22 protein-coding genes and 1 pseudogene are annotated in these 20,664 nt (G+C 52.7%); 11 read left to right on the top strand and 12 right to left on the bottom strand.

Annotated features, from left to right (window positions below):
* Positions 1-338: 338 nt before the first annotated feature.
* The gene (locus ACR0E2_RS12340) at positions 339-1,076 is read right to left on the bottom strand and encodes a class I SAM-dependent methyltransferase (RefSeq protein WP_480446604.1); all 738 of its coding nucleotides are present in this window, start codon (positions 1,074-1,076) and stop codon (positions 339-341) included.
* 6 nt (positions 1,077-1,082) lie between these two features.
* Between ACR0E2_RS12340 and ACR0E2_RS12335 the strand changes: the two genes are divergently transcribed.
* Positions 1,083-1,982 carry a LysR family transcriptional regulator gene (locus tag ACR0E2_RS12335; protein ID WP_480446603.1) on the top strand — a complete coding sequence of 300 codons (900 nt, stop codon included), beginning with the start codon at positions 1,083-1,085 and terminating at the stop codon, positions 1,980-1,982.
* A 16-nt stretch (positions 1,983-1,998) separates the two neighbouring features.
* Complete coding sequence (locus ACR0E2_RS12330; RefSeq protein WP_480446602.1) at positions 1,999-2,490, top strand: P-loop nucleotide/nucleoside kinase family protein; 492 nt, start codon at positions 1,999-2,001, stop codon at positions 2,488-2,490.
* Positions 2,491-2,955: 465 nt separating this feature from the next.
* Here the strand turns inward: ACR0E2_RS12330 and ACR0E2_RS12325 are convergent, their stop codons facing one another.
* Positions 2,956-3,114 carry a hypothetical protein gene (locus ACR0E2_RS12325; protein WP_254430193.1) on the bottom strand — a complete coding sequence of 53 codons (159 nt, stop codon included), beginning with the start codon at positions 3,112-3,114 and terminating at the stop codon, positions 2,956-2,958.
* A 19-nt stretch (positions 3,115-3,133) separates the two neighbouring features.
* Between ACR0E2_RS12325 and ACR0E2_RS12320 the strand changes: the two genes are divergently transcribed.
* Both ACR0E2_RS12320 and ACR0E2_RS12315 read left to right on the top strand, forming a co-directional pair.
* A complete protein-coding gene (locus tag ACR0E2_RS12320; protein WP_254705289.1) occupies positions 3,134-4,984 on the top strand; it encodes a bifunctional 2',3'-cyclic-nucleotide 2'-phosphodiesterase/3'-nucleotidase in 1,851 nt (616 codons plus the stop codon).
* Positions 4,985-5,334: 350 nt separating this feature from the next.
* A complete protein-coding gene (locus tag ACR0E2_RS12315; protein WP_480446601.1) occupies positions 5,335-7,278 on the top strand; it encodes a DUF3604 domain-containing protein in 1,944 nt (647 codons plus the stop codon).
* Positions 7,279-7,443: 165 nt separating this feature from the next.
* On the opposite strand, the gene gntH is transcribed toward ACR0E2_RS12315, so the two are convergent.
* Both gntH and ACR0E2_RS12305 read right to left on the bottom strand, forming a co-directional pair.
* The gene (gene gntH / locus ACR0E2_RS12310; RefSeq protein WP_480446600.1) at positions 7,444-8,667 is read right to left on the bottom strand and encodes a guanitoxin biosynthesis MBL fold metallo-hydrolase GntH; all 1,224 of its coding nucleotides are present in this window, start codon (positions 8,665-8,667) and stop codon (positions 7,444-7,446) included.
* A gap of 108 nt (positions 8,668-8,775) precedes the next feature.
* Positions 8,776-9,576, bottom strand: coding sequence for an outer membrane protein (locus tag ACR0E2_RS12305; RefSeq protein ID WP_480446599.1), 801 nt, complete (start codon positions 9,574-9,576; stop codon positions 8,776-8,778).
* Positions 9,577-9,791: 215 nt separating this feature from the next.
* On the opposite strand from ACR0E2_RS12305, the gene ACR0E2_RS12300 reads away from it, so the two are divergent.
* A complete protein-coding gene (locus ACR0E2_RS12300) occupies positions 9,792-10,352 on the top strand; it encodes a TetR/AcrR family transcriptional regulator (protein WP_480446598.1) in 561 nt (186 codons plus the stop codon).
* A gap of 158 nt (positions 10,353-10,510) precedes the next feature.
* Here the strand turns inward: ACR0E2_RS12300 and ACR0E2_RS12295 are convergent, their stop codons facing one another.
* From ACR0E2_RS12295 to ACR0E2_RS12270, 6 genes and pseudogenes are all read right to left on the bottom strand, one after another.
* Positions 10,511-11,410, bottom strand: a complete 900-nt coding sequence (locus ACR0E2_RS12295; protein ID WP_480446597.1) for a hypothetical protein — start codon at positions 11,408-11,410, stop codon at positions 10,511-10,513.
* A 135-nt stretch (positions 11,411-11,545) separates the two neighbouring features.
* Positions 11,546-12,373, bottom strand: a complete 828-nt coding sequence (locus ACR0E2_RS12290) for a class I SAM-dependent methyltransferase (protein WP_254705291.1) — start codon at positions 12,371-12,373, stop codon at positions 11,546-11,548.
* A 180-nt stretch (positions 12,374-12,553) separates the two neighbouring features.
* Positions 12,554-13,012, bottom strand: a complete 459-nt coding sequence (locus ACR0E2_RS12285; protein ID WP_152456702.1) for a GFA family protein — start codon at positions 13,010-13,012, stop codon at positions 12,554-12,556.
* Between the two features lie 41 nt (positions 13,013-13,053).
* Positions 13,054-13,347 (bottom strand): putative quinol monooxygenase, encoded by a 294-nt coding sequence (locus tag ACR0E2_RS12280; protein WP_152456701.1) that lies wholly within the window; start codon positions 13,345-13,347, stop codon positions 13,054-13,056.
* A gap of 1,288 nt (positions 13,348-14,635) precedes the next feature.
* Positions 14,636-15,631 (bottom strand): thermonuclease family protein, encoded by a 996-nt coding sequence (locus tag ACR0E2_RS12275; RefSeq protein WP_480446596.1) that lies wholly within the window; start codon positions 15,629-15,631, stop codon positions 14,636-14,638.
* A gap of 21 nt (positions 15,632-15,652) precedes the next feature.
* Positions 15,653-15,991 (bottom strand): annotated as a pseudogene (locus ACR0E2_RS12270) (integrase core domain-containing protein); the annotation flags it as partial.
* A gap of 39 nt (positions 15,992-16,030) precedes the next feature.
* On the opposite strand from ACR0E2_RS12270, the gene ACR0E2_RS12265 reads away from it, so the two are divergent.
* From ACR0E2_RS12265 to ACR0E2_RS12250, 4 genes are all read left to right on the top strand, one after another.
* Complete coding sequence (locus ACR0E2_RS12265) at positions 16,031-16,237, top strand: transcriptional coactivator p15/PC4 family protein (protein WP_480446595.1); 207 nt, start codon at positions 16,031-16,033, stop codon at positions 16,235-16,237.
* Positions 16,238-16,762 carry a hypothetical protein gene (locus ACR0E2_RS12260; RefSeq protein ID WP_480446594.1) on the top strand — a complete coding sequence of 175 codons (525 nt, stop codon included), beginning with the start codon at positions 16,238-16,240 and terminating at the stop codon, positions 16,760-16,762.
* Positions 16,763-16,911: 149 nt separating this feature from the next.
* The gene (locus tag ACR0E2_RS12255) at positions 16,912-17,358 is read left to right on the top strand and encodes a DUF5681 domain-containing protein (protein ID WP_480446593.1); all 447 of its coding nucleotides are present in this window, start codon (positions 16,912-16,914) and stop codon (positions 17,356-17,358) included.
* On the top strand, positions 17,355-17,669 hold the full coding sequence (locus ACR0E2_RS12250) for a hypothetical protein (protein ID WP_480446592.1): 315 nt from the start codon (positions 17,355-17,357) through the stop codon (positions 17,667-17,669). Before ACR0E2_RS12255 ends, ACR0E2_RS12250 begins: the two co-directional genes overlap by 4 nt.
* Positions 17,670-18,024: 355 nt before the next feature.
* Here the strand turns inward: ACR0E2_RS12250 and ACR0E2_RS12245 are convergent, their stop codons facing one another.
* Entirely contained in the window at positions 18,025-18,960 is a 936-nt protein-coding gene (locus ACR0E2_RS12245) for a mechanosensitive ion channel family protein (RefSeq protein ID WP_171725980.1), read from the bottom strand.
* 61 nt (positions 18,961-19,021) lie between these two features.
* Positions 19,022-19,837, bottom strand: coding sequence for a response regulator (locus ACR0E2_RS12240; RefSeq protein WP_480446591.1), 816 nt, complete (start codon positions 19,835-19,837; stop codon positions 19,022-19,024).
* Positions 19,838-19,931: 94 nt separating this feature from the next.
* Between ACR0E2_RS12240 and ACR0E2_RS12235 the strand changes: the two genes are divergently transcribed.
* A complete protein-coding gene (locus ACR0E2_RS12235) occupies positions 19,932-20,120 on the top strand; it encodes a NepR family anti-sigma factor (protein ID WP_170452416.1) in 189 nt (62 codons plus the stop codon).
* Complete coding sequence (locus ACR0E2_RS12230; RefSeq protein WP_480446590.1) at positions 20,113-20,658, top strand: RNA polymerase sigma factor; 546 nt, start codon at positions 20,113-20,115, stop codon at positions 20,656-20,658. The genes ACR0E2_RS12235 and ACR0E2_RS12230 overlap by 8 nt, the downstream gene beginning before the upstream one ends.
* Positions 20,659-20,664: the final 6 nt, after the last annotated feature.

Below are 20,664 nucleotides of genomic sequence, written 5' to 3'. Positions count from 1 at the left end.
TAATTAAAAAAATCCTGTCGACTTAAATGGCTTTACTAAACGAACTGACCGATACCTTTTTCCAGCGCTTCAAACACGTAATTGGTCACGACTGAATTCGCCGCATTTCGGAACCACGCCAAAGCGTTTGCTGGACCACTTTTTCTTCTGCTTCGGAATCGATGCTGACATTCGCCTGAATATCGCGAGCGATCGCTATGCGGACAATGCTGCCACTCGCAGTCGCATTATTAAATCGGAAACAGACCTTTGTAACATCCGATCACTTGTGAACAGTTTATATAAAACACTGGGATGCAAAGATCATTTCAAAGGACGAAGCTGTACGAACTGGAGCTTCATGATTTTTGCGCGACAATATAACGACTCTGGAGCATCGAGGCTTGATCAGAAGTATAAAGAACTTTAAAGCCTGCGGACGCAATTTTCCTCGTAAGTACCGATCCAGACACGAAGTTCACAAATGGGGCTTTCCCAAAAGCCTGCATGATTGGGATTGCGATCCGACTGATCATCGCAAACTTGAAACCACCGCTCTCAGGCGCGCAGACGGTTTTGGATATGAAAAGCCCACCCGGTTTTGTCAGCGCAGCAATGTGCTCGAGCGCTTGGTCCAAATCGGGCAGAAGATGAAGCAAGTTATGCGCCAAGACGGCATCGTAAGAGCCTTCGTCAAGACTGTGCTCAAGAACGTCGGCCACCTTGAAAGTGACATTCTCCAGCCCTTCTTTATCAAGCTTCTCATCGGCAATTTCGATCATGCCCGGAGCGAGATCCGTGGCAGTGACATGGGCGACATTCGGTGCAAGCAGCAGCGCAGTTGAACCCGTCCCGCACCCGATTTCGAGTACGCTGTCCTCCGCTTTCAGGTACGACTTGGTACGTTCCAGTGTTTTCAGGTACCCTTCCATGTTGCGGATTGGGTCTGCCGCATATTTTCGCGAGATTTTGCTCCAGAACGCGGCATCCTTAGACAAAGCAGCCATTTCAATACTCTCTAACAAGGTTGTCGCCGTATCCTGTAATACCAAACATTCATTTATGGAATTGCCCCAATTTGCAGAAGTGTTATGCATAAATGCATGAACTGGAAAGCCATCAATTTCGACTGGAATCAGGTGCGGTCCTTTCTTGCCACCGCCGAAGAAGGCTCGTTTTCAGCAGCGGCGCGCGTTCTTGAGCAAACTCAACCCACTGTCGGCCGTCAAGTTGCTGCGCTGGAAACGGCGCTTGGCATCACCTTGTTTGAAAGAGTCGGAAAGTCGCTTAATTTGACGACCGCTGGCGCCGAGCTTTTGTTGCATGTCAGAGAAATGGCGGATGTGGCAAACAGGATTTCTCTTACCGCAACAAGTCAGTCGCAAGCTGTTGAAGGGCAAGTCAGGATTACTGCGTCCGATGTGATGTCTGCCTATCAACTGCCGCCTATCCTGAAAAAGATCCGACTTGCGGCACCGCGACTGGAGATAGACATCGTTGCTGCAAATGACATACGCGACATACAGCGACGTGAGGCTGATATTGCCATCCGACATGTACGTCCGACGCAGCCGGATCTGACGGCAAAGCTTGTCGCCGAGGCCACGGCACATTTCTACGCGGCACCTTCGTACCTTGATCAGGTTGGACGGCCAAAAAATGAATGCGAACTCGCTAAGTTGGACTTTGTCGGATTTGGTGACATTGACACGATGATCGGCTTTCTCGATCCGGCGGGCATAAATGTCACCCGAAAAAGCTTCAGGATTGGCTCACAAAGCGGGATTGTATCCTGGGAACTGGTGCGCCAAGGTTTTGGCATAAGTGTAATGTCGGATGATGTGGCTGCCTTAACACCAGGAGTGGAGCGCGTGCTTCCCGACCGCGAGCCGTTTAAGTTCCCGATTTGGCTGGCGACGCACTCCGAGCTACATACCGCTCGAAGGATCAGGTTGGTGTTTGATCAACTGGCAGACCAACTTAGCGCAGGGACCATCAGGTAATCCGGGAGTTCGCTCTATGTCACAGGCTATTCCAACGCTCCACTTGTTATGCGGCAAAGTTGCTTCTGGAAAATCAACTCTGGCAGCGAGACTTGCAAAAAGAGACGGGGCCGTGCTCATTTCAGAAGATGAATGGCTTAGCGCGCTGTTTGGGGATCAAATGAAGTCCTTGCAGGATTATGTAGACTGCGCTTTGAAACTGCGACTGGTCATGGGTCCTCACGTGGCTGCTCTGCTGAAGGCTGGCGTTTCGGTCGTTCTCGATTTTCCAGCGAACACAATTGAAAACAGGGCCTGGATGCGCGACCTGCTGGAAGACACTGCTGCGCAGCACCACCTTCACTTTTTGGATGTGTCAGATGAGGTTTGTCTGCACCGGCTGCACAAGCGCAACAGAGAAGGCGCGCATGCATTTGCAGCGACGGAAGATCAATATCGGCGTATTGCGCGGTATTTCGTGCCACCATCACCCGAAGAGGGTTTTAGCATCATAACTCACCGTCAGTAGCACCAGACTTTCGAAATATCGCGGCGGAGCTAAGTGTTTTTCGGCCGCCTGCTCCGAGTCGACGATTGGCCAGATGTTTACAGTCAGCTTTCACTGGGCCTCAGGTACGGAGATTGCGTGACAACAAAAGATGTATCCCGTTGCGTCCTTCTTTAGTCATGGCGACGGCAACGCGGGCAGCGTCGTTCACGTCGATTATCGGTAGTGTACGTCGCTGGCGGGCATGGGCAACACATCGGCAAATGCCGGCTCCAACAACCATCTCCAGAATAGTTTTGCGCCGACAATACAGCACGGGTGATGGGAAAAGGCACTGATTATTCTTCACATACGTTGTCAAACCAGTCCCGGCTTGGTTTCACCTGATCCAATCATTCAGCGACTTCACGGATCTGGCGCATGGCCTCGTCCATACCCCCTGAAATAAGTCTGCAAAATGTGTTAGAAGACACTGTCATAAGATCGTTATGCAATACCGGCAACTATTCTCATTGCCAGCCAACTCGAAAGGTGACCCATGTCTTTTTCCAACCGCTCGTCAATTTCGCGTCGCCAATTTCTTGCAACAACAGCCGGTGCAGCGGCCATCACCTTGCATCCTTTTTCAGTTTTGGCATCCAACATTCAAGCGCATCTGCGCATCATGGAAACAACGGACATCCATGTTCATGTGTTCCCCTATGACTACTATGCCGACAAACCCCGTGACACAGTGGGCTTGTCCCGTACGGCCTCAATCATCAACGAAATTCGTGCTGAGGCGACAAATTCGATCTTGGTCGACAACGGTGACTTTCTTCAAGGGAACCCAATGGGCGACTACATCGCCTATGAGCGTGGCATGAAAGAAGGGGACGCGCACCCCATCATCAACGCTTTCAACACGGTTGGCTATGATGCTGCAACTCTGGGCAATCACGAATTCAACTACGGGCTGGATTTCCTGGAAAAATCACTCGCGGGCGCAGAGTTCCCGGTCGTTTTGGCCAATGTTGCAAAGGCACAAGGCGCAACTCCGCGCGACGACAAAACGCTGATTAAACCATATACAATTATCGACCGTGAAATCGAAATGGGTGATGGGACCAAGCACTCAATCAAAATCGGTGTCATAGGTTTTACGCCGCCGCAGATCATGAACTGGGACCGAAAGCATCTGGAAGGCAATGTTCAGGCCCGCGATATTGTTGAAACCGCGCGGGCATACGTGCCAGAGATGAAGGAACAAGGATGTGACCTAATCATCGCCCTTTCACATTCTGGGATCGGCGACGCCAATCATGTGGACGGTATGGAAAACGCCTCAGTCGTTTTGGCGGGTGTTGACGGAATCGACGCTCTGGTCACGGGGCACAATCACCTTGTCTTTCCCTCGCCGACATTTGCGGACCGACCCGGCATTGACGTCGAAAAGGGCACCCTGATGGGTAAACCTGCTGTTATGGGCGGCTTCTGGGGCTCACATCTTGGGTTGTTGGACCTGCTGCTGGAACGGGAAGGAAATGAGTGGCGCGTGGTTACTACCACGTCCGAGGCCCGCGCGATTTCCAAACGCAATGAAGACCGCTCAATCACCGCTTTGGTCGGAGACGATCAGAAGGTTCTCGACTCGGTTGCGAAGGATCACGACGAAACGCTCGCCTATGTCCGTCGAGCCGTTGGCAAAACATCTGCCCCGTTGCACAGCTATTTTGCATTGGTTGCTGATGATCCGTCTGTACAGATCGTTTCGATCGCACAGAAATGGTATGTCGAAGAAATGCTGAAAGGCACCGAGCACGAAGGATTGCCGATCCTGTCAGCGGCGGCGCCGTTCAAGGCGGGTGGTCGCGGGGGCCCGGACTATTACACCGACGTCCCGGTCGGGGATGTTGCTATCAAAAATGTGGCTGATCTGTATCTCTATCCCAACACAGTGCGCGCGGTGCGAGTGAACGGTGTTCAACTGCGTGGTTGGCTGGAGCGTTCGGCCGGTATGTTCAACCAGATCGAGCGAGGCTCAGAGGATGCGGTTCTTCTGAATCCAGAGTTTCCATCCTACAATTTCGATGTGATGGATGGCGTAACATACCAGATCGACCTGTCGCAGCCGTCGCGCTTTGGGCCAAAGGGGGAAGAGGTGAATCCCGATGCGGCCCGAATTGTGAACTTGTCCTTCCAAGGCGAACCGGTCACCGATGACATGGAGTTCATCATCGCCACAAACAATTATCGTGCATCGGGTGGCGGTTCATTCCCCGGCGCATTGGGTGATACAATCGTGTTCGAAGCCCCGGACACTAATCGCGACGTTATCGTGCGCTATATTGTCGAACAGGGAACGATCAACCCAAAAGCGGACGGCAACTGGTCATTTGCTCCTTTAGAGAACACGACCGTGCTATTCGAGACCGGCCCTAAGGCCCGAGACTACATCGCCGATGTCAAAGGCGTTTTAATCGAAGACGCCGGAGATGGTGCAGATGGCTTCGCGGCATTCCGCATCAAGCTCTAGTGCAATCGCATGTGCGTACTTTGAGGAAGTCGGAAGTCAACGAAAGCAGCTACCATCAGGCTTAAGCTGAACGCCCGCATGCGACTTTCAAAGGCTATCAGCAGTTAGAAATGAACGTTTGATCTGGGCTCGGAGCAGTCCTCGTTGCGCAGTGCATCAGTGAAGGATCTGCGGACAAAGCCGCTGTTTGTTTCCGCAGTAAACGAGACTAAGACGCGGCGAGGGATTTGGGTAGTTACACACCAATTCAACCAAGTACAGACGCTCTTCGCGGAAACAAAAACGAGGTTGACAGCAAGCATATGAGAATGGTCGCATGAGCTATAATCTGATTTGCAGGGAATATAGCCATGAAAGTTCCTTTCAGTGCGACCTTATTCTTTTGTCTCTGTTTGTCCTCGACCTCTGCTTGGGCACAGGAAACCGCCGAGGGTGGACAAGTTGGTGAAATGACCATCTCGGGGGCCGACATGCATGCCCCTGCATCAGATGCGTTTTCGCCTTATGCAGGACGCGACTTTCCAACTAGACCTCTTTGGGGCGACACCCACTTGCATACATCGCTCTCACTCGACGCGCGTGCGTTTGGTGTACTTCTTTCGCCTTCAGACGCGTTTCGGTTTGCGCGTGGAGAAGAAGTAACTACTTCTCACGGCCTGCGGGCGAAGCTGTCTCGCCCGCTGGATTGGCTCGTTGTTTCAGACCATTCAGACGCGATGGGCGCGATGAACGAGATCGTCGCGGGGAACGCAACTTTGATGGGCGACCCAACGTTACGTGACTGGAACGACAGGTTGAACCAAGGAGGGAATGTTGCCCTTGGAGCGACAATGGAGGTTATCGAGACTTTCGCTGGAATTACCGGTGAAGCTTTGCCGGAGGCGATTGCTGACCGTCGTTTCGTACAGTCAGTTTGGGATGACTTTACGGAAACTGCGGATGCTTATGATCAACCGGGATCGTTTACCGCGTTTATCGGCTACGAATGGACCTCGACGGAAGGTGGCAACAACTTGCACCGCAATGTCATCTATAGGGACGACAGGATTCGGGCGCGGCAAATGTTGCCGTTTACGACTGCCGAGACATTCAATCCGGAAGATCTGTGGGATTGGATGGAAAGATACGAAGAAACGACAGGCGGGCGCGTCCTTGCATTGGCGCACAACGGAAATGTTTCCAATGGCTTGATGTTTCCTGTCGAGACAAACCCCGATACCGGCGAACCGCTCACAGGAGATTACGCGGAAAGACGCGCCAAATGGGAGCCACTGTACGAGATCACTCAGATCAAAGGCGACGGCGAGGCCCACCCGTTTCTGAGCCCAAATGACGAGTTTGCAGATTACGAAACATGGGACGTCGCAAACCTTGGCCCTGTCCCAAAAGAAGACTGGATGTTGCAGTACGAGTATGCTCGCGAGGCTTTAAAAAATGGCCTGAAGCTCGAGGCGCAGCTTGGGACCAACCCTTACAAGTTCGGTGTCGTGGGATCCACAGACAGTCACACGGCTTTGGCGACGGCCCAGGAAGATAACTTTTTTGGTAAGCACTCGGGCGTGGAACCTGAGCCTGGGCGCTGGCAGCATGTTGTCGGCGAGTTTGAAGCGACCAAAATTCTGGGCTGGCAGATGGCTGCCTCTGGTTATGCGGCCGTTTGGGCCGAGGAAAACACACGAGCATCTATTTTCGACGCGATGGAACGCAAGGAAGTATATGGTACAACAGGTAGTCGGATCACGGTACGTTTCTTCGGGGGATGGGATTTCCAAGAAAACGACGCTCAATCGCGGCTTCCTGCGAAGATTGGTTATGACAAAGGCGTACCCATGGGGGCAGATCTACCGGAAGCGCCCGGTGATGCCTTAGCGCCAAATTTTCTCGTCGCTGCACTCAAGGATCCGTACTCGGGTAATCTGGATCGTATTCAGATAGTCAAGGGCTGGGTAACAGAAGACGGTGAGACACAAGAAAAGGTTTTTGATGTCGTCTGGTCCGGCGATCGGGATATCGGTGCGGAAGGCAAGCTGCCGCCTGTCGGCAACACCGTGGACGTCGAAACCGGTACGTTCACGAACTCAATCGGATCGCCAGAATTGATAACCGTCTGGTCTGATCCCGAATTTGATCCGGAACAAAAGGCTTTTTACTACGCGCGCGTGCTGGAAATCCCCACGCCGCGATGGACGGTTTACGAAGCTATTAGGTTCGGCGACGAACTACCCGAAGAAGTACCGACATCCACACAAGAACGGGCTTATACTTCGCCCATTTGGTACACTCCGGAGGGATAGCACCTCACCAAAAACGCGCTCATGTTTCAGGGCGAAAATGGGTTCATTGTAGTCGTTCGCCCAAATTCATTGAACGTCTACTTTACGGACAAAGCAGACGTTAAATTTGAATTCAGAGCCTGTTTTGGATGATGCACTCGAGCCGACAACGGGATACACTATCGACTATTCTCCACCGATGCCATTCGGCGGAAGCACAGCATTGCTACCATAGATTGAATTAGTTTCATCCCAAATCTGCTTAAGCAAGTCTTCCATAAAAAGGTCACCCGACTTGGTAAACTCTGAAAGCTTTTCTCGGGGTTCATCCTCAGCGACTTTGGGTCGAGTTGGCGGTGAAGGCCAGATCTCCTCATCAACGACCGCCATTCGTACTTTAATGTCGTCCTTCGTAACGTTGAAGACCATATAATCTTGCGCCAAAGCGAGCGGCCCATCGTAGACTTTGCGGATTTCTTCGATTTGTTCTGGTAGAGTGTCGTGGTCGTTAAAGAAATGATACGCAACTGCAATACGCGGCTCTGTCATTGCCATGAGCTTGCCAAATTGACTTGGTGAAGTGTGCAGCAGTGTCCCAAGCAAAAGCGCAAACTCCGGGCCGTAGTTTTGCTTTTCAATTAATGTCTTTGGTGGCGCAAAACTTTCATGCACTGAAATATCGACATCCTTGGTATATTCAACCCACCAAGTAGTTGGGGAGGTATCGCTAGAATATGCGAACTTCATGTCGTTCCACTCAAGTATAAAACTTACGGCACCATCAATCGCATGGACCGCGGGTATCGTACGGATAACGACGTCGTTTTCGTCGTAAATTACCTCGTTGACCCCTTTATAGTCGAACTCGTTGACCTCAATCTGAAGTCCTCGATCATCAAGTTTTCCAATGACCGACGCAACCTCCCATGCATACATTTTCTGCATGTGTTCCATCGATGCCTTCGTGCCAAGTTCTGGCGTTCTACCGCTTGGCCCCCAAACTCTTAAGGGAAAGGTTCGGTTAGCTTTAAGTCCACTGATCCAGAGTGAGGGCAAGTCAGCCATATGGTCCAGATGGAGGTGTCCGAGAAATACTTTATCGAGGTAGTCATAGGGAATCTTCATCGCCGATATCCTACTCATCGATTGCGCACCGATATCGAATAGAAATTTGTCACCATTTCCAAGCTCGACTAACCAGCAGGCTGCCGCCTGCTTTGGTCGAACTGTCGGCATCCCTGTGCCGCAGGCAGTAACACGCATTTCATCCGGCGCTAGTGCCTCTGTTCCCGGGTAATAAACGTCGTGTTCTGGCAGCGGCTCGGTGGGCGACACCTGCGCCCAACCCGAAACACTCCCGGCCAAAAGAACAAGCACAGAAATAGTGGTTCCAATGAATCCTTCTCTCATTTCTAGACCCTCCCCTAAAAGTTATCGATGTTCGTTCGGTTTGAACGCAATGCCCTGTGTTTGGAAACATCCATCTACATGTTCCCGAATTGGGTACGCATCCACAGCTCAGAATCTGAACTTGACGCCAAGAACCGGCCCGTGCTGTTCGACGTCATATTCGAACGCCCCTGTTGAAAGCGTGTCGCTGTAGTCCATGCTGAAGTAACGCCATCCAATGAACAGCGAAGTTGTCTCCCATGGACGCCAATCTACACCAACATTGGCTCCGACTTGCAGGTCGTTACCGCCTGCGCCAAAGCCGCCAAGTTCCAGGGATGCAATTGCGGTCCACCGCTCGTTAAGCACCCAAGTGCCGCGTGCGCCGACTACGGGTTCCCACCAGCCTTCATCGCCGCCCAATACCGGTATTGGTGCCGGAGATGTCACCGTTATCTCTTGGCGCAAAGAGTTGTAACGCACACCTGCTTGCAGATCGATAGCGTAGCGCTGCCCGTTACCCCCGATAGCGTCAACGGCCTTGTACGCCGCAAGTAAACCCAGCCATTCCTGTCGAATATCAGCGCTGAACGGAGCGCTTCCAGGCGTGGGCAAACTGCCGTCGGCTTCAAGTGACACATAGTTGGCATCTATTATGAAACCCCAATCGCCGCGCCAGGCTTCGTATCGACCGGCGGCGGCGAAATCGAGGAGCTCCAGCGCGTCGCCAAAATCCAGGTCAAGTGGGACTGTCACTCCTGCAACCGTCGAGTCCCCGCTGGTTCTTGCTGGTAGGAACGCATAGACCGAAAGTGTATGGCGCCATTCTGTTTCGCTTTGTCCGGCAAGCGGAATTGGTTCTGCGAGAGCAGTCGCCGGTACTAGGCCTAGCGCAATAGTTGCTATCAAGCTTGAAAGATCATTTTTCATGGTCCACTGCTTCCTTTCGCTTCGCGTATCCTGCACCCGTAGATCTTATTTGGCCCACGAGAGCCCTTTCGCTGGTTATTTCGAATTGCGCGCGAACCAGCCGCTCCCACGACGTTCAAATAGCAGAGGCTACGTGCTTTTGTACGCTGACGTCTATACAAACTAAACGGTGCCGTATAGTTGTTCTGTATAACACCATGCGTTACGTGTTGTACATGACCCAGATCAAAAGAGAACGTCGCGTTAGCAAAGAAGACTGGTTACGTGCCGCGTTGGACTTGTTGAAACGCAGTGGGATCGAAGCTGTTCGCGTAGAAAAGCTTGCCGCGGAGCTTAATGTATCGAAGAGCGGCTTCTACTATCACTTTGGTAGCAGGGACGGTTTGCACAATGCTTTGCTTAACTACTGGCTAGAGCTTGACCAAGAACCCATTGAAGATACCAAAACGCTAGTTGAGCAATCACCGGAAAGTCGACTTGCGTTTGTTTATGAACATGTAGACCGAGCTCAACTCGTCCAATTGGATACAGCTATCAGGCAATGGGCATATCAAAGCCCTAAGGTTCGTCGAGTTTGGCGCCGGCAGATGAAACACAGGCTAGCTGTCATTCGTCAGCTTTTTTCTGAGATAGGGTTTGCTGGTGACGAACTCGAAATGAGAACTCGTCTGTTTCTCGGCTACCAAGTCAGTGAGCGAGAGCTGTTCCCCGATCTGACCGCAATAAACCGAAAGAAACTCCGTGATCTGCGGCTAAAGCTCCTATCGAAGCCATGAAAGCTGCTTCCTCCAAGCAGTCTTGAACGACCGCTCAGGGCTCGTTGCAGCCGTTCGCTGCACTTGGGATGAACGCCCACTATGCGAACAAAGTAGACGCGTGAACTCAGCCGCGAGAAAACTCCGCACACAACTGGCAAACTGGCTCAATGCTGTGGTCAGAACCTGACTCTGAACGCCAGCCCAACCAATGGCGCTGTTTCATAGCTCTGACGACTAATTTCCAATCCATTCGCATCATCTAGCGTCAGGCGGCCGTCAAATTCTGCGCCAGCAAAGACACTTAATGAAACCCCAGGGTTCGGGTTATACCCAACAGAAAGAACTACAGGGATACTTTTATCCTCACCCACCCCATTCGGGGCAAGGCCATCCCCATCCAACCTGAATCGAATTTTTTCCGATCGCGCGGTCAACGAAATGTCCAAGGCGTCATTCAACGCGTAACTCAGTGTCAGTCCGGGACCTTGCGTCGCTCCGACACCAGAGCCAGTATTCAAGTTCCAGCGATCGTTTATGTCCCAGTCGATCAGCAGGGCTGGAAAAAAATCTGTACCGCTTTCGTCAAATTGAGAAAACGCGCCAAAGGCCGGACCTATCGTCAAGCGCTCGCTCAGTTGCCAAGCAATTCCTGCAAAAATACCATGGGTTCTTCCTTCAGATGAGGAGGCCCCGCTTTGATAGTCCCATCTGATCTGTGGCGACACAAAAACTGTTGCTGTATCACTCACTCGAAGCCGCACAGGAACAGCGACGCGGAGGTCACGGATGTTTTCCCATGGCTGGTTGTTCGATTGGCTGAAGCGATAATCCAGTTTGCCAAAGCTGGTGGAAAGCCCAACTGAATTTCCTCCGTCCAGATTGTATAGTGCGGTCGCACGAAGAAATGTTCGACTTGCAGAGAACTCGCCACCGCCGCTCAAATCCGCATCCCCTTGAAATGCGGCAAGCCCATCAACTTGATACGCCCAACCTAGCCGCGGCTGTGCAGCCAACGGAAACGCTGTGAAACATAGGGAAATAGTTCCAAAGCAACACGTTAGAATAAGGTTTTTCATATGACGTTTCCTGAGTGACGCTGGTTCCCTTTCGGGTTGCCACTCCTGAACCAGCGGTTCAAGTGCTTTCAAGTCTGTTATGCGGACAAAGCTGCTGATCGAAGAGCGTGCGTAATCGTCAAAGGTTCGAAAAAGTTAGCGGCGAACGGCTGATATGATGACAGACGGGGCCGGGACAAGAAAACCGCCATTGTGCATGTTGCCTAAAGAGCGAGTGCGTTCCGCCAGATCAGAGCGAATTGAATCTCGTTTCATAGCAGGTTGCGATCTTAATAGTGACGCCGCGCGAACGGCACCCTGGTCAAATGCATCAAACAAGTCCTCAGGGTGTTGTACGTGCAATTCAGAAGGCACATCGAACAACTGAAACTCTGCAAATCCCGCTTGAGTGACCATAGGCTCAGCAGAAGAACGGTCGGCAAGCATATGGGCATCCGGTCCTAAAGGCAGTTCTACAGACGGATCGCCCAGTCGCCCAACCGCATCGAACAACCAACCGAAAGCACCATCTGATCCTTTCCCCTTCCAGATTGAAAACGCGATTCGCCCTCCTGGTCTCAAAACCCTTGCCGCCTCCGCCAAACCGCGTTCAGGATCGGGAAAGTGCGGGACACCAAAACCAATAGTGACGGCGTCAAAGCTGCTATCAGCAAAGTCCATTGACATCGCATCTCCTTGAATGAAGGAAGCGTCTGGCACAGCTGATTGAGCAAGAGATATCATAACTCCCGAGAAGTCGAGCCCCGTTACGGATGCCCCTCTTGCCGACAGTTCTGCAGCAACAACACCATGCCCGGTGCATAAATCAAGAACCGTTGACTTGGGTCCTGCGGAAACCGCATCCGAGAGCCTCTGCGCAACAAGGCGCGTGGCTTGGTGAAATCCATCTGCATAACCTTTGGCGATAGCTGGATTGGCCCAGCCTTCGCGCTCCATCTTTTCAAAATCACTTAGGCCGTTCATGCACCCTCCAAGCCGGGCCAGAGTAGCATCAACGTTTTTTTACACCAACAGAAGCGTTCTTTGCGCCAAATGGTAGCCTCGCTAAAGCGTCCGCACTGATCTCGATGGCTGCGTTCGCCATAGTTTTGCGAACGACCGAAATACGGACAAAGCTGCCATTCGGCTCGAGCGACTGGCCCGTCAGGATAGAGCTATCTCCAAACGGTCCAACGCATTGGGCGGCCACACCTCATCGAATTTGTAAAATTCCTCAAAGATAGGAATGTCTTTGCTGAGTGGCACCCAGGCCTGCTTGCTGTTGGTGAAAATCTGTACATCCGGAGGACATTGATCCGGGTTGTTCAATGTTCCGACGCGCACGTACCTTAGCTTGCCAAGGCGGATCATGTAGCTGCTAAAAACGGCGACGCCACAATCTCTACAGCGCGTAATGATCTGACCTTTCCCGCTTGGAGTAGAGAGCTCATGTTCAGTGATTGGCCCCTCAAACTGCACGCGATCTGCCTCAATGATGGCGTTCAAGACGTAGGCCGCTCCGGTTTGTCGCTGACATTCGCCGCAGTGGCAGCAATGCACGAACATGGGTGGTGACGTCATTTGATACGTTACGGCTCCGCAACCGCATTTCCCCTTGATCATTGTTTCCCCCTAATTGCTTCTTTGCATTCAAGCCATCGCTCTTATTGAACCAGTTCATAATGCTTGATCGAACGCGACTCGACCAATTCGGCTTCCGCCGGATCGATATGCGGGCTCTGGTAGTTATCGCCGACAAAAGCCTTTAGTGACTCCAGGTTTTCCCAAATCATCACAAAGCTGAACTCTCGCGGTGTGTCAGCACGTGCGGCACCAGGAAACACTTGAACGATGCCCTTGGTACCTCTCATCAAGGGGATAGCTGTTTCATGGAAGAACTTGCTGAACTCTTCCTCTTTGCCCGGCCGTGTCACGACCTGAAAAATACGCATGATCATTCATCCGACCTCCGTAAAGTACGGTTCCTGAATGTATGAGCGCCTCTGGTTCCGCGACCATATCATTTCGTTCCGAGATTGTCTGCTTTGGGCTCGTTGTAGTCATCTGACCAATTCTGTTGGATGATTTCTTTCTGCCAAATTGCCGTCGTCGCGTGACCGCAACCACGCCGGTGATTCAGTCGGCGAATCTATTCTCAAAGACCAGATCACGCATTGTCACGACCCTTCGGTCACAACTACCCTATACCACTTCCTGATTTTCAATGACTTAACAACCATGAGAGTCACGTCTTCCCAGTGTCCGACTAGATGCTTTTGGTCTTCTGACACTCAGATTAATCGCCGGAAGCGGGACAGAGTGCCGGCACTCTTGCTACTGATTTACACTGGATGTCGCCTCAGCGATATTTTGACGCTGCGCTGGGGCTATGTAACGTCGCACCATCTGGAACTGCAGGGCAGCAAGACCGGAAGCCGCGGCATTCCTCTACCGAGGGAAGCCTATGACATCCTGATGGAATTGCCTCGTCAACCGGGGAATCCATGTATAAAATTAAGCGCTTCTGACAGTGGACTGCGAAATGACCTGTAGAAATCGTGGCGGCACATACGCAAGACGGCGGGCTTGGAACATTTCCGCATTTACACCCCCATTTGAACCTTCTGATACGTCTCAGAGCCGCGTGTGACGTGTTGAGTTACGAGCGCTCAAAGATCGTTGGCAGATCAGGACGTGGTCCCAGTTCGATGCCTTGTTCGGCGATGCCATTGCCGAGGCTTTAAAGAAGGTACGATACTGCGAGCCTGATCTTGACGATGGAAACCACGCGCGGTGGTCTAACCATACAATGTAGGGCTTGGTTGCTGGATCATCCGAGGATGACCTACTGGAAATGCGCAGCCACATCGACACCACAAGCGTAAAGCGCGCGCATCGCTATCAGCATATTAGGTTGATAACGACGCAATTGGCAGGTCTTGGAGTTACATTGGCCGCACTTGAAGGCATTCAGGAAAATGAGCTTAGTGATTCTATCGACAGTGTTAGAGCCAAGCTCGCAGAGAGCATTAAGGCGGATCCTCAGCAAGCCGCAAAGAAACTGCATGAAGCCAAGAGTAGGTATCGGTTTACTGCGTAAACCACTGACGGTCGGCCGCATTCGTTTGTGCCGTGTCCATTTGGGCAGTTTGAGTCCTATGCAGCGGTCGCCAAGACAACAGGATGCTGCGAGTGCATTCGACAGCATCGAGCCCAATTTCCGACTAAGAATCCGAGTCGTTTCGTTCACCGCTTCTTCGGATTTCGTTGATCGTATTCAAACTGTTCCCAGAGATACATCTTCCCTGTCTGACGCGCATTAGCCAGCCACAGCCTTTTGCGCACACCCGGAACCTCCAAATGCTTGTATTTACCTTCAGAAAATTTAGGCCAATCGATTGCCAATCCCATTTTTACAAGTTCAGCTGATAAATCTCGACCATCAGGTAAAGTACAACGCGCAACGGTACGGCCGTAATGATCCACGTCGGTTACTACCGCCTTTACATCGTGACCTTTGCAAAGTTTCACCATCGCCCACTTTGCCTTCTGCCCAAAAGGATGATCGATTTCGGGTGCATCAATACCGAACAATCGTATCTGCGTTTTTTTGATGACGATTGTATCGCCATCCGTAACCCATGCTTTCCCTTGCAAAACTATTCTTACCGGTAAATGATCTGCAGTTTTTACATCAAATGGTGTGGGTTGCCGTCTTGAAGACTGCGTAAAAACCTTTGGCTTTTCGGGAGTTTGGCGACACTGAGCGGAGTTCCCGAATTTAGCCCTGCTATTTGAGCGAGGCGCAAAGCGAAATGCCAAAAAAACGAGGCCAAAAAGGATTAAAGGGGCCAATACTGCCACGTCTTCCAATTCGGTTGTACTGAACAGAAAATCAAATTGATGCGTAGCTATTTCCGATGTTGCTTGATCGGCGCGCAATTTGGGCCGCAAAGAGCTGGTGAGAGGTGGAAGGGAATTGGACATGTCGGTCACGATGAAACTCAAGCAAAAAGGCTTTGGGCTAAAATAGAGAGTATGACCGACGAGCACTTTTGATTTTATGCCATTTTTCTTCGTGTATTTGACTTTATTGGCGAGTGGGTTGTGCCGAGGCTTGACAACGCCCCAATGAGCAACACCCAAGCTGCCGGACAGCAGAAACGTTCGGAACTTAAAATGGGCGCTCAGCACAAACAGCAGTTCCGTTGGATAAGTTGTGGATAGCCTGAGCAGCCTCATCTGACTGGTCCAAATTGATTGTTAGTGCATCGTCGGCCTGCGATCCATTGGTATGATGGTTTCGGGCGCTGGCGGGCGATAGCCCAGTGCACTGTGGGGCCGCTTTGTGTTGTAGTATCTCCTCCATTGTTCGATCAGAATTTGAGCTTCGCGCAGGCTGTAGAAGATCTCACCGTTGAGCAACTCGTCCCTTAACCTGCCGTTGAAGCTTTCACAGTGTCCGTTCTCCCAAGGGCTGCCAGGTTCGATGTAAGCCGTCTTGGCGCCAACGGCGGCGATCCAGCCTTGGACAGCCTGGGCGACAAATTCCGGTCCATTGTCAGAACGTATGAAACTCGGCGCACCGCGAAGTATGAACAGACCCGTCGTCGCAACGCTGTACTCCGGGGAGGGCCGCTAATGGCCCTCATCACCCAGATCCCCAAGAACAGCCACGAGGAATACCGTGTCAGCCGGAATGACTTTCAGGGGCATGACCTCATCAATATCCGCGTGTTCTTCACCTCAAAAGACGGAGAGATGCTACCGGGCAAGCAAGGCGTCGCCTTCAAGGCGGAGTTGCTGCCGGAGTTCATAGACGCGCTCAACAAGGCGGAGGCGGCTTAGATGGGGCGCGACAAGAGAAACGAAAAGCGCGTCGAGCATTGGACCAAGCTTGTTCGCAACATGATGGAGGAGCCCGCCTGGCGGGCCCTCTCGTCCACCGCGCAGGCCTTGTATCCATGGCTTAGGCTGGAATGGCACGGAGCGGCCAACAATAACAACGGCAGGATTTGCTTGAGCGTCAGACAAGCCGCTGACCGGTTAGGCGTGTCGTACAACACAGCCGCCAAAGGGTTTCGTGAATTACAGGCGAAGGGCTTCATCGCCGTGACGCGTCCGCCCAAACTCGGCACCAGTGGCGTCGCATCATCTCCGCTGTTTGAACTGACCGAAATTTCGCTACCGACCGCACACAGGGAGGCAGGTCGCAGATTGTACAAGCAGTGGTCTGAAGGGGCAGATTTCCCGGTCGTAAAAGCTCCAGTTCACAATCCGACTGGCAAGGGCGGAAAAACAAAACCCTGTCTTAATAACTGCGACGAGACCGTCGTAGATTTTGCGACGAGAATGACGGAGGCGACGCAATAAATGCGACGGGCCGTATCAATATTTGCGACGAAAACGCCCGATTTCGGCAAGTCCCCCGTCGCAATATTTAAGACATCCTTAATCTACCAGGGGGTCTGGGGGAAACGGACACCTTCAACACTAACAATCTAACAAGCGAGGCATGAGCAATGACGGATGAACCCGACCGAAAAAACGGAACCAATACGGACGAACGAAACCCGGATGGGACCTTTGCGACTGGTAATCCCGGCAAGCCCAGAGGAACCCGAAACCGGGTCACTCGGGCAGTAGAGGAACTGCTTGAGGGGCAATCGGAGGCAATCACGCAAAAAGCGGTTGAGTTGGCGCTTGAGGGTGACAGCACGGCCCTCCGTCTTTGTCTGGAGCGGATTGCGCCCACCAGAAAGGACGCACCGGTCAGTTTTGACCTTCCCCCCATCAGATCCGCTGCCGACGCCTCAGAGGCCGCACAGGCGGTGCTACAAGCCGTTTCTCAGGGTGACGTGACACCTTTGGAGGGAGCGACGGTCATGGGGCTTATTGAGCAATACAGGCGGGTTCTGGAAACGACGGAACTAGAGAAACGAATAGCAGCTTTGGAGGCTTCAAAATGAGTGTTCGTAGCAGGGTGGAAAAACTGGAAAAGGACGCAGGAAACCAGTTCAAAGTCGTCGTCACTCAGGGCGAGTTCTTTGACAAGCACGGGAACCCAATTTCGACCGAAAATGGCTGGCCCCCCAGTCTAAGAGAGGACGTTCATCGTGCCATAGTGAGCGTTTCGGATTCAGAGGAAACTGTCACTTTGCAACGGAGACAAGACGAGTCGGGCGCTGAGTTTATGCGTCGCTTCGACCAGACAGGCATCGAGATAGGTAAGAAGGTTGGCGCGACCGTTAGCCTGCCCTGGGATGCCAAGTGGACTTAATTGCATGTTTGAGCTTCGAGCCAGCCGGAGTCTGAGCGTGAAAAGACTGATTAGGATCATATTGACCAGCTCTTGGCCTACCAAGACAGGTACTGCCGCTCAGGTTCTAGCCCAAGGATTACTATTCGTGACAATCTCCTCTGGCTTGTGTCTCTTCGTTGCCATGCTGATCTTCGGTTTTCCCAAGCATAATGGCGGACCACTTCATTGGGGGAGGATCAGGCCAACTCATTTTGGCGTTTCAGTCGCGGCAATCATTTTGGCGACTCAGGCCGATGACCGCACCTCCGTTGCTCAAACCCCTAATTTTGCCTGAAGAGTGCTGGCTTCAGGCACCTGGGGTCAACAGTCAAGGTTACTCTGCCGCGATCGCTTTTTCTCGCTGAGTCTTTTCGCCTTCAATCAACAGAGTGCGGGTCGGAAACGGAATATTGATATCGGCTTCGTCCAACGCCTCTTTGACTTTGCGCTTCATGTCCGCCTGGTATTGGAAGTAGTCCGAAGACTTGCACCACACGCGGACAAGAAAATCGACGCTGCTGCTGCCTAGATTGTTCACCTGGATGAACGGTTCGGGGTCAGCCAACGAACGGGCGTCCGACATGATCGTCTCGCGAATGACGCGCTCGGCCTCCGCCAAGTTGACGCCGTATCCAACGCCGAACGTCCACTCGGCACGACGGGTCTCGTAAACGGAATAGTTCTTGATGGTGTTTCCCCACACCTCGGCGTTGGGAACGATAACCTTGACGTTTCCCATATCGGCAATTTCGGTGTAGTTCAGAGTGATGTCTTTAACGGTTCCGAGCACGCCATTCACGTCGACGAAATCGCCGATCTTGAGCGGCCTGAACAGGATGATCATCACGCCGGCTGCAACGTTGGACAATGTGCCTTGCAACGCAAGACCAATGGCCAAACCGGCGGCACCGATCAGCGCAATGATCGACGTCGTCTGCACCCCGAACGTGTTCAGAATGAACAGCCCGGTAAACGCCAGGATCGTATAGCGCGCCAGATTGCCAAGAAAGTTGAACAACGTATCGTCCAGGCGTTCCGATTTTTCACCGACGCCCCGGATCTTCCGGCTGACATATCTTGAAATCACAAGCCCGAGAACAAGAAGGATCAGCGCGGCAATCGTGTTCGCGACGAGGCCAAGAAGGGCCTCGAGCGTCAACAGGTCGCTCAGCGATTTCCCGTCATACAGCTCGGCATTCAGAACTTGCGACAGTTCGGCCCAAACGGTGTTCGTCACGGTCTCTGCGGTCTGTGCAATCTCGTTTTCCATGGGGTTCCTCGTCGTGTCTAATCGCCTGAGTTTTCGTGTCTTGCAGCGCGGCCCTGCCGCGTCAGACCTCGATCACGGCGCTAGAGGCAAAGAACATGGCCTGGCTGACGGCCGATTTGACCTGTTCTTCGGTGTAGGGTTTGGAAATCAAAAAGGCCGGTTCGGGCCCTTTGCCCGTCAGAAGGCGCTCGGGGAATGCGGTAATGAAAATGACGGGACAATCGCCGTGCTGGGCAATGATGCGGTTCACTGCATCGATTCCACTGGATTTGTCCGCCAGTTGGATGTCCGACAGGATCAGGTCGAACGGCTCGCGCTCGGCCAGTTCGATGGCGGCCGTCTCGGTGCGTGCGACCCCTGTGACCCGGTGGCCCTGGTCGGTCACCATAGTTTCAAGATCCATCGCGATGATTGCCTCGTCTTCGATGATCAAAATGCGCCCAGAAGTGTGGCGGGCCATTTCCTCGTAGGCGATATCGATTAGCTTCTGAGCCTCGGCGGGTTCTATCTGCATGATTGTGGCGATATCGCTGACCGAGAACTCTTCGACCGTGCGCAGCAGCAAGGCCTCGCGCGTGTTCGGCGTAAGGCGTGCCAGCTGGGCGTGGGCGCGCGTTTGGATGTCAGAGCTGTGGCCATCTGCGTCAACAGGCATTCCCGATGTTGACCAGATGCTGTGAAACACACGAAACAGCGCGACCCGCGGCGCGAGATCGGCATCGAACTGGGCGGGATCTGCAAGGATCGCTTCAAGCGATGCTGCGGCGTAGGCGTCGCCACTGTCCTGTGAGCCGGTGAGGGCACGGGCATAACGGCGCAGAAACGGCAAGAGCGGGCCAATTTGATCTGCGACGGAAACTCCGGTCAGCTCGGTCATCTATGTTTTCCTCATTTTTTTCTCTAAACTCGGGAACCAAACGCATACTGGGGCGTTATGGTTCCAGCAAAAGTAAAAAATTTTTGATGATGCCATGACAAAACCACAGCCCAGCCGAAGCCATCGGCAAGAAATAGAGCAAAGGATCGACGAAAACCTCAAGCGGGCTTTCGATGAGGTAGCCAACGAACCGGTTCCGGATCGGTTCGTCGATCTTCTTGAAAAACTGCGCAATCAGACCAGTGTTCCCAAAAGCGGTGACACGGGAGGCTCGGATGGTTGATCCCCGAGAAGAGCTTGTCGAACATATTGGCGCGATGCGTGCCTTTGCGATCAGCTTGTGCCGAAACGGGGCCACGGCCGATGACATCGTGCAGGACGCATTGATAAAGGCATGGAGCAATATCGACTCGTTTCAGGAAGGCACCAACATGCGGGCTTGGTTGTTCACCATCGTCCGGAACACCTATTTTTCGCTGCACCGCAAGCGCAAGCGCGAGGTCGAGGATGTGGATGGCGCGATGGCCGAAAGCCTGTCGCAAAAGCCCGACCATGACGGACGGCTGGCGTTGAAGGATTTTGCTGTTGCATTTGACCAACTGACGGATGAACAGCGCGAAGCATTGGTGCTGGTCGGTGCACAGGGATTTTCCTATGAGGAAGCAGCCGAGATGTGCGGCGTCGCTCTTGGTACGATCAAAAGCCGGGTGAACCGTGCCCGCGCGCAACTGGCCGAACTGATGGATTTGGAAGATGACGAACCCATCGAATTGACCGATGCGGTGACGGTGGCGATCGTTCAGACGCAACCGGCGGCCTGACGATCG

The sequence above is a fragment of the Ruegeria sp. A4 genome (genome assembly GCF_056543025.1).
Note: the sequence above shows the minus strand (reverse complement) of the source record. Positions and strands in the feature narration are given on the sequence as shown.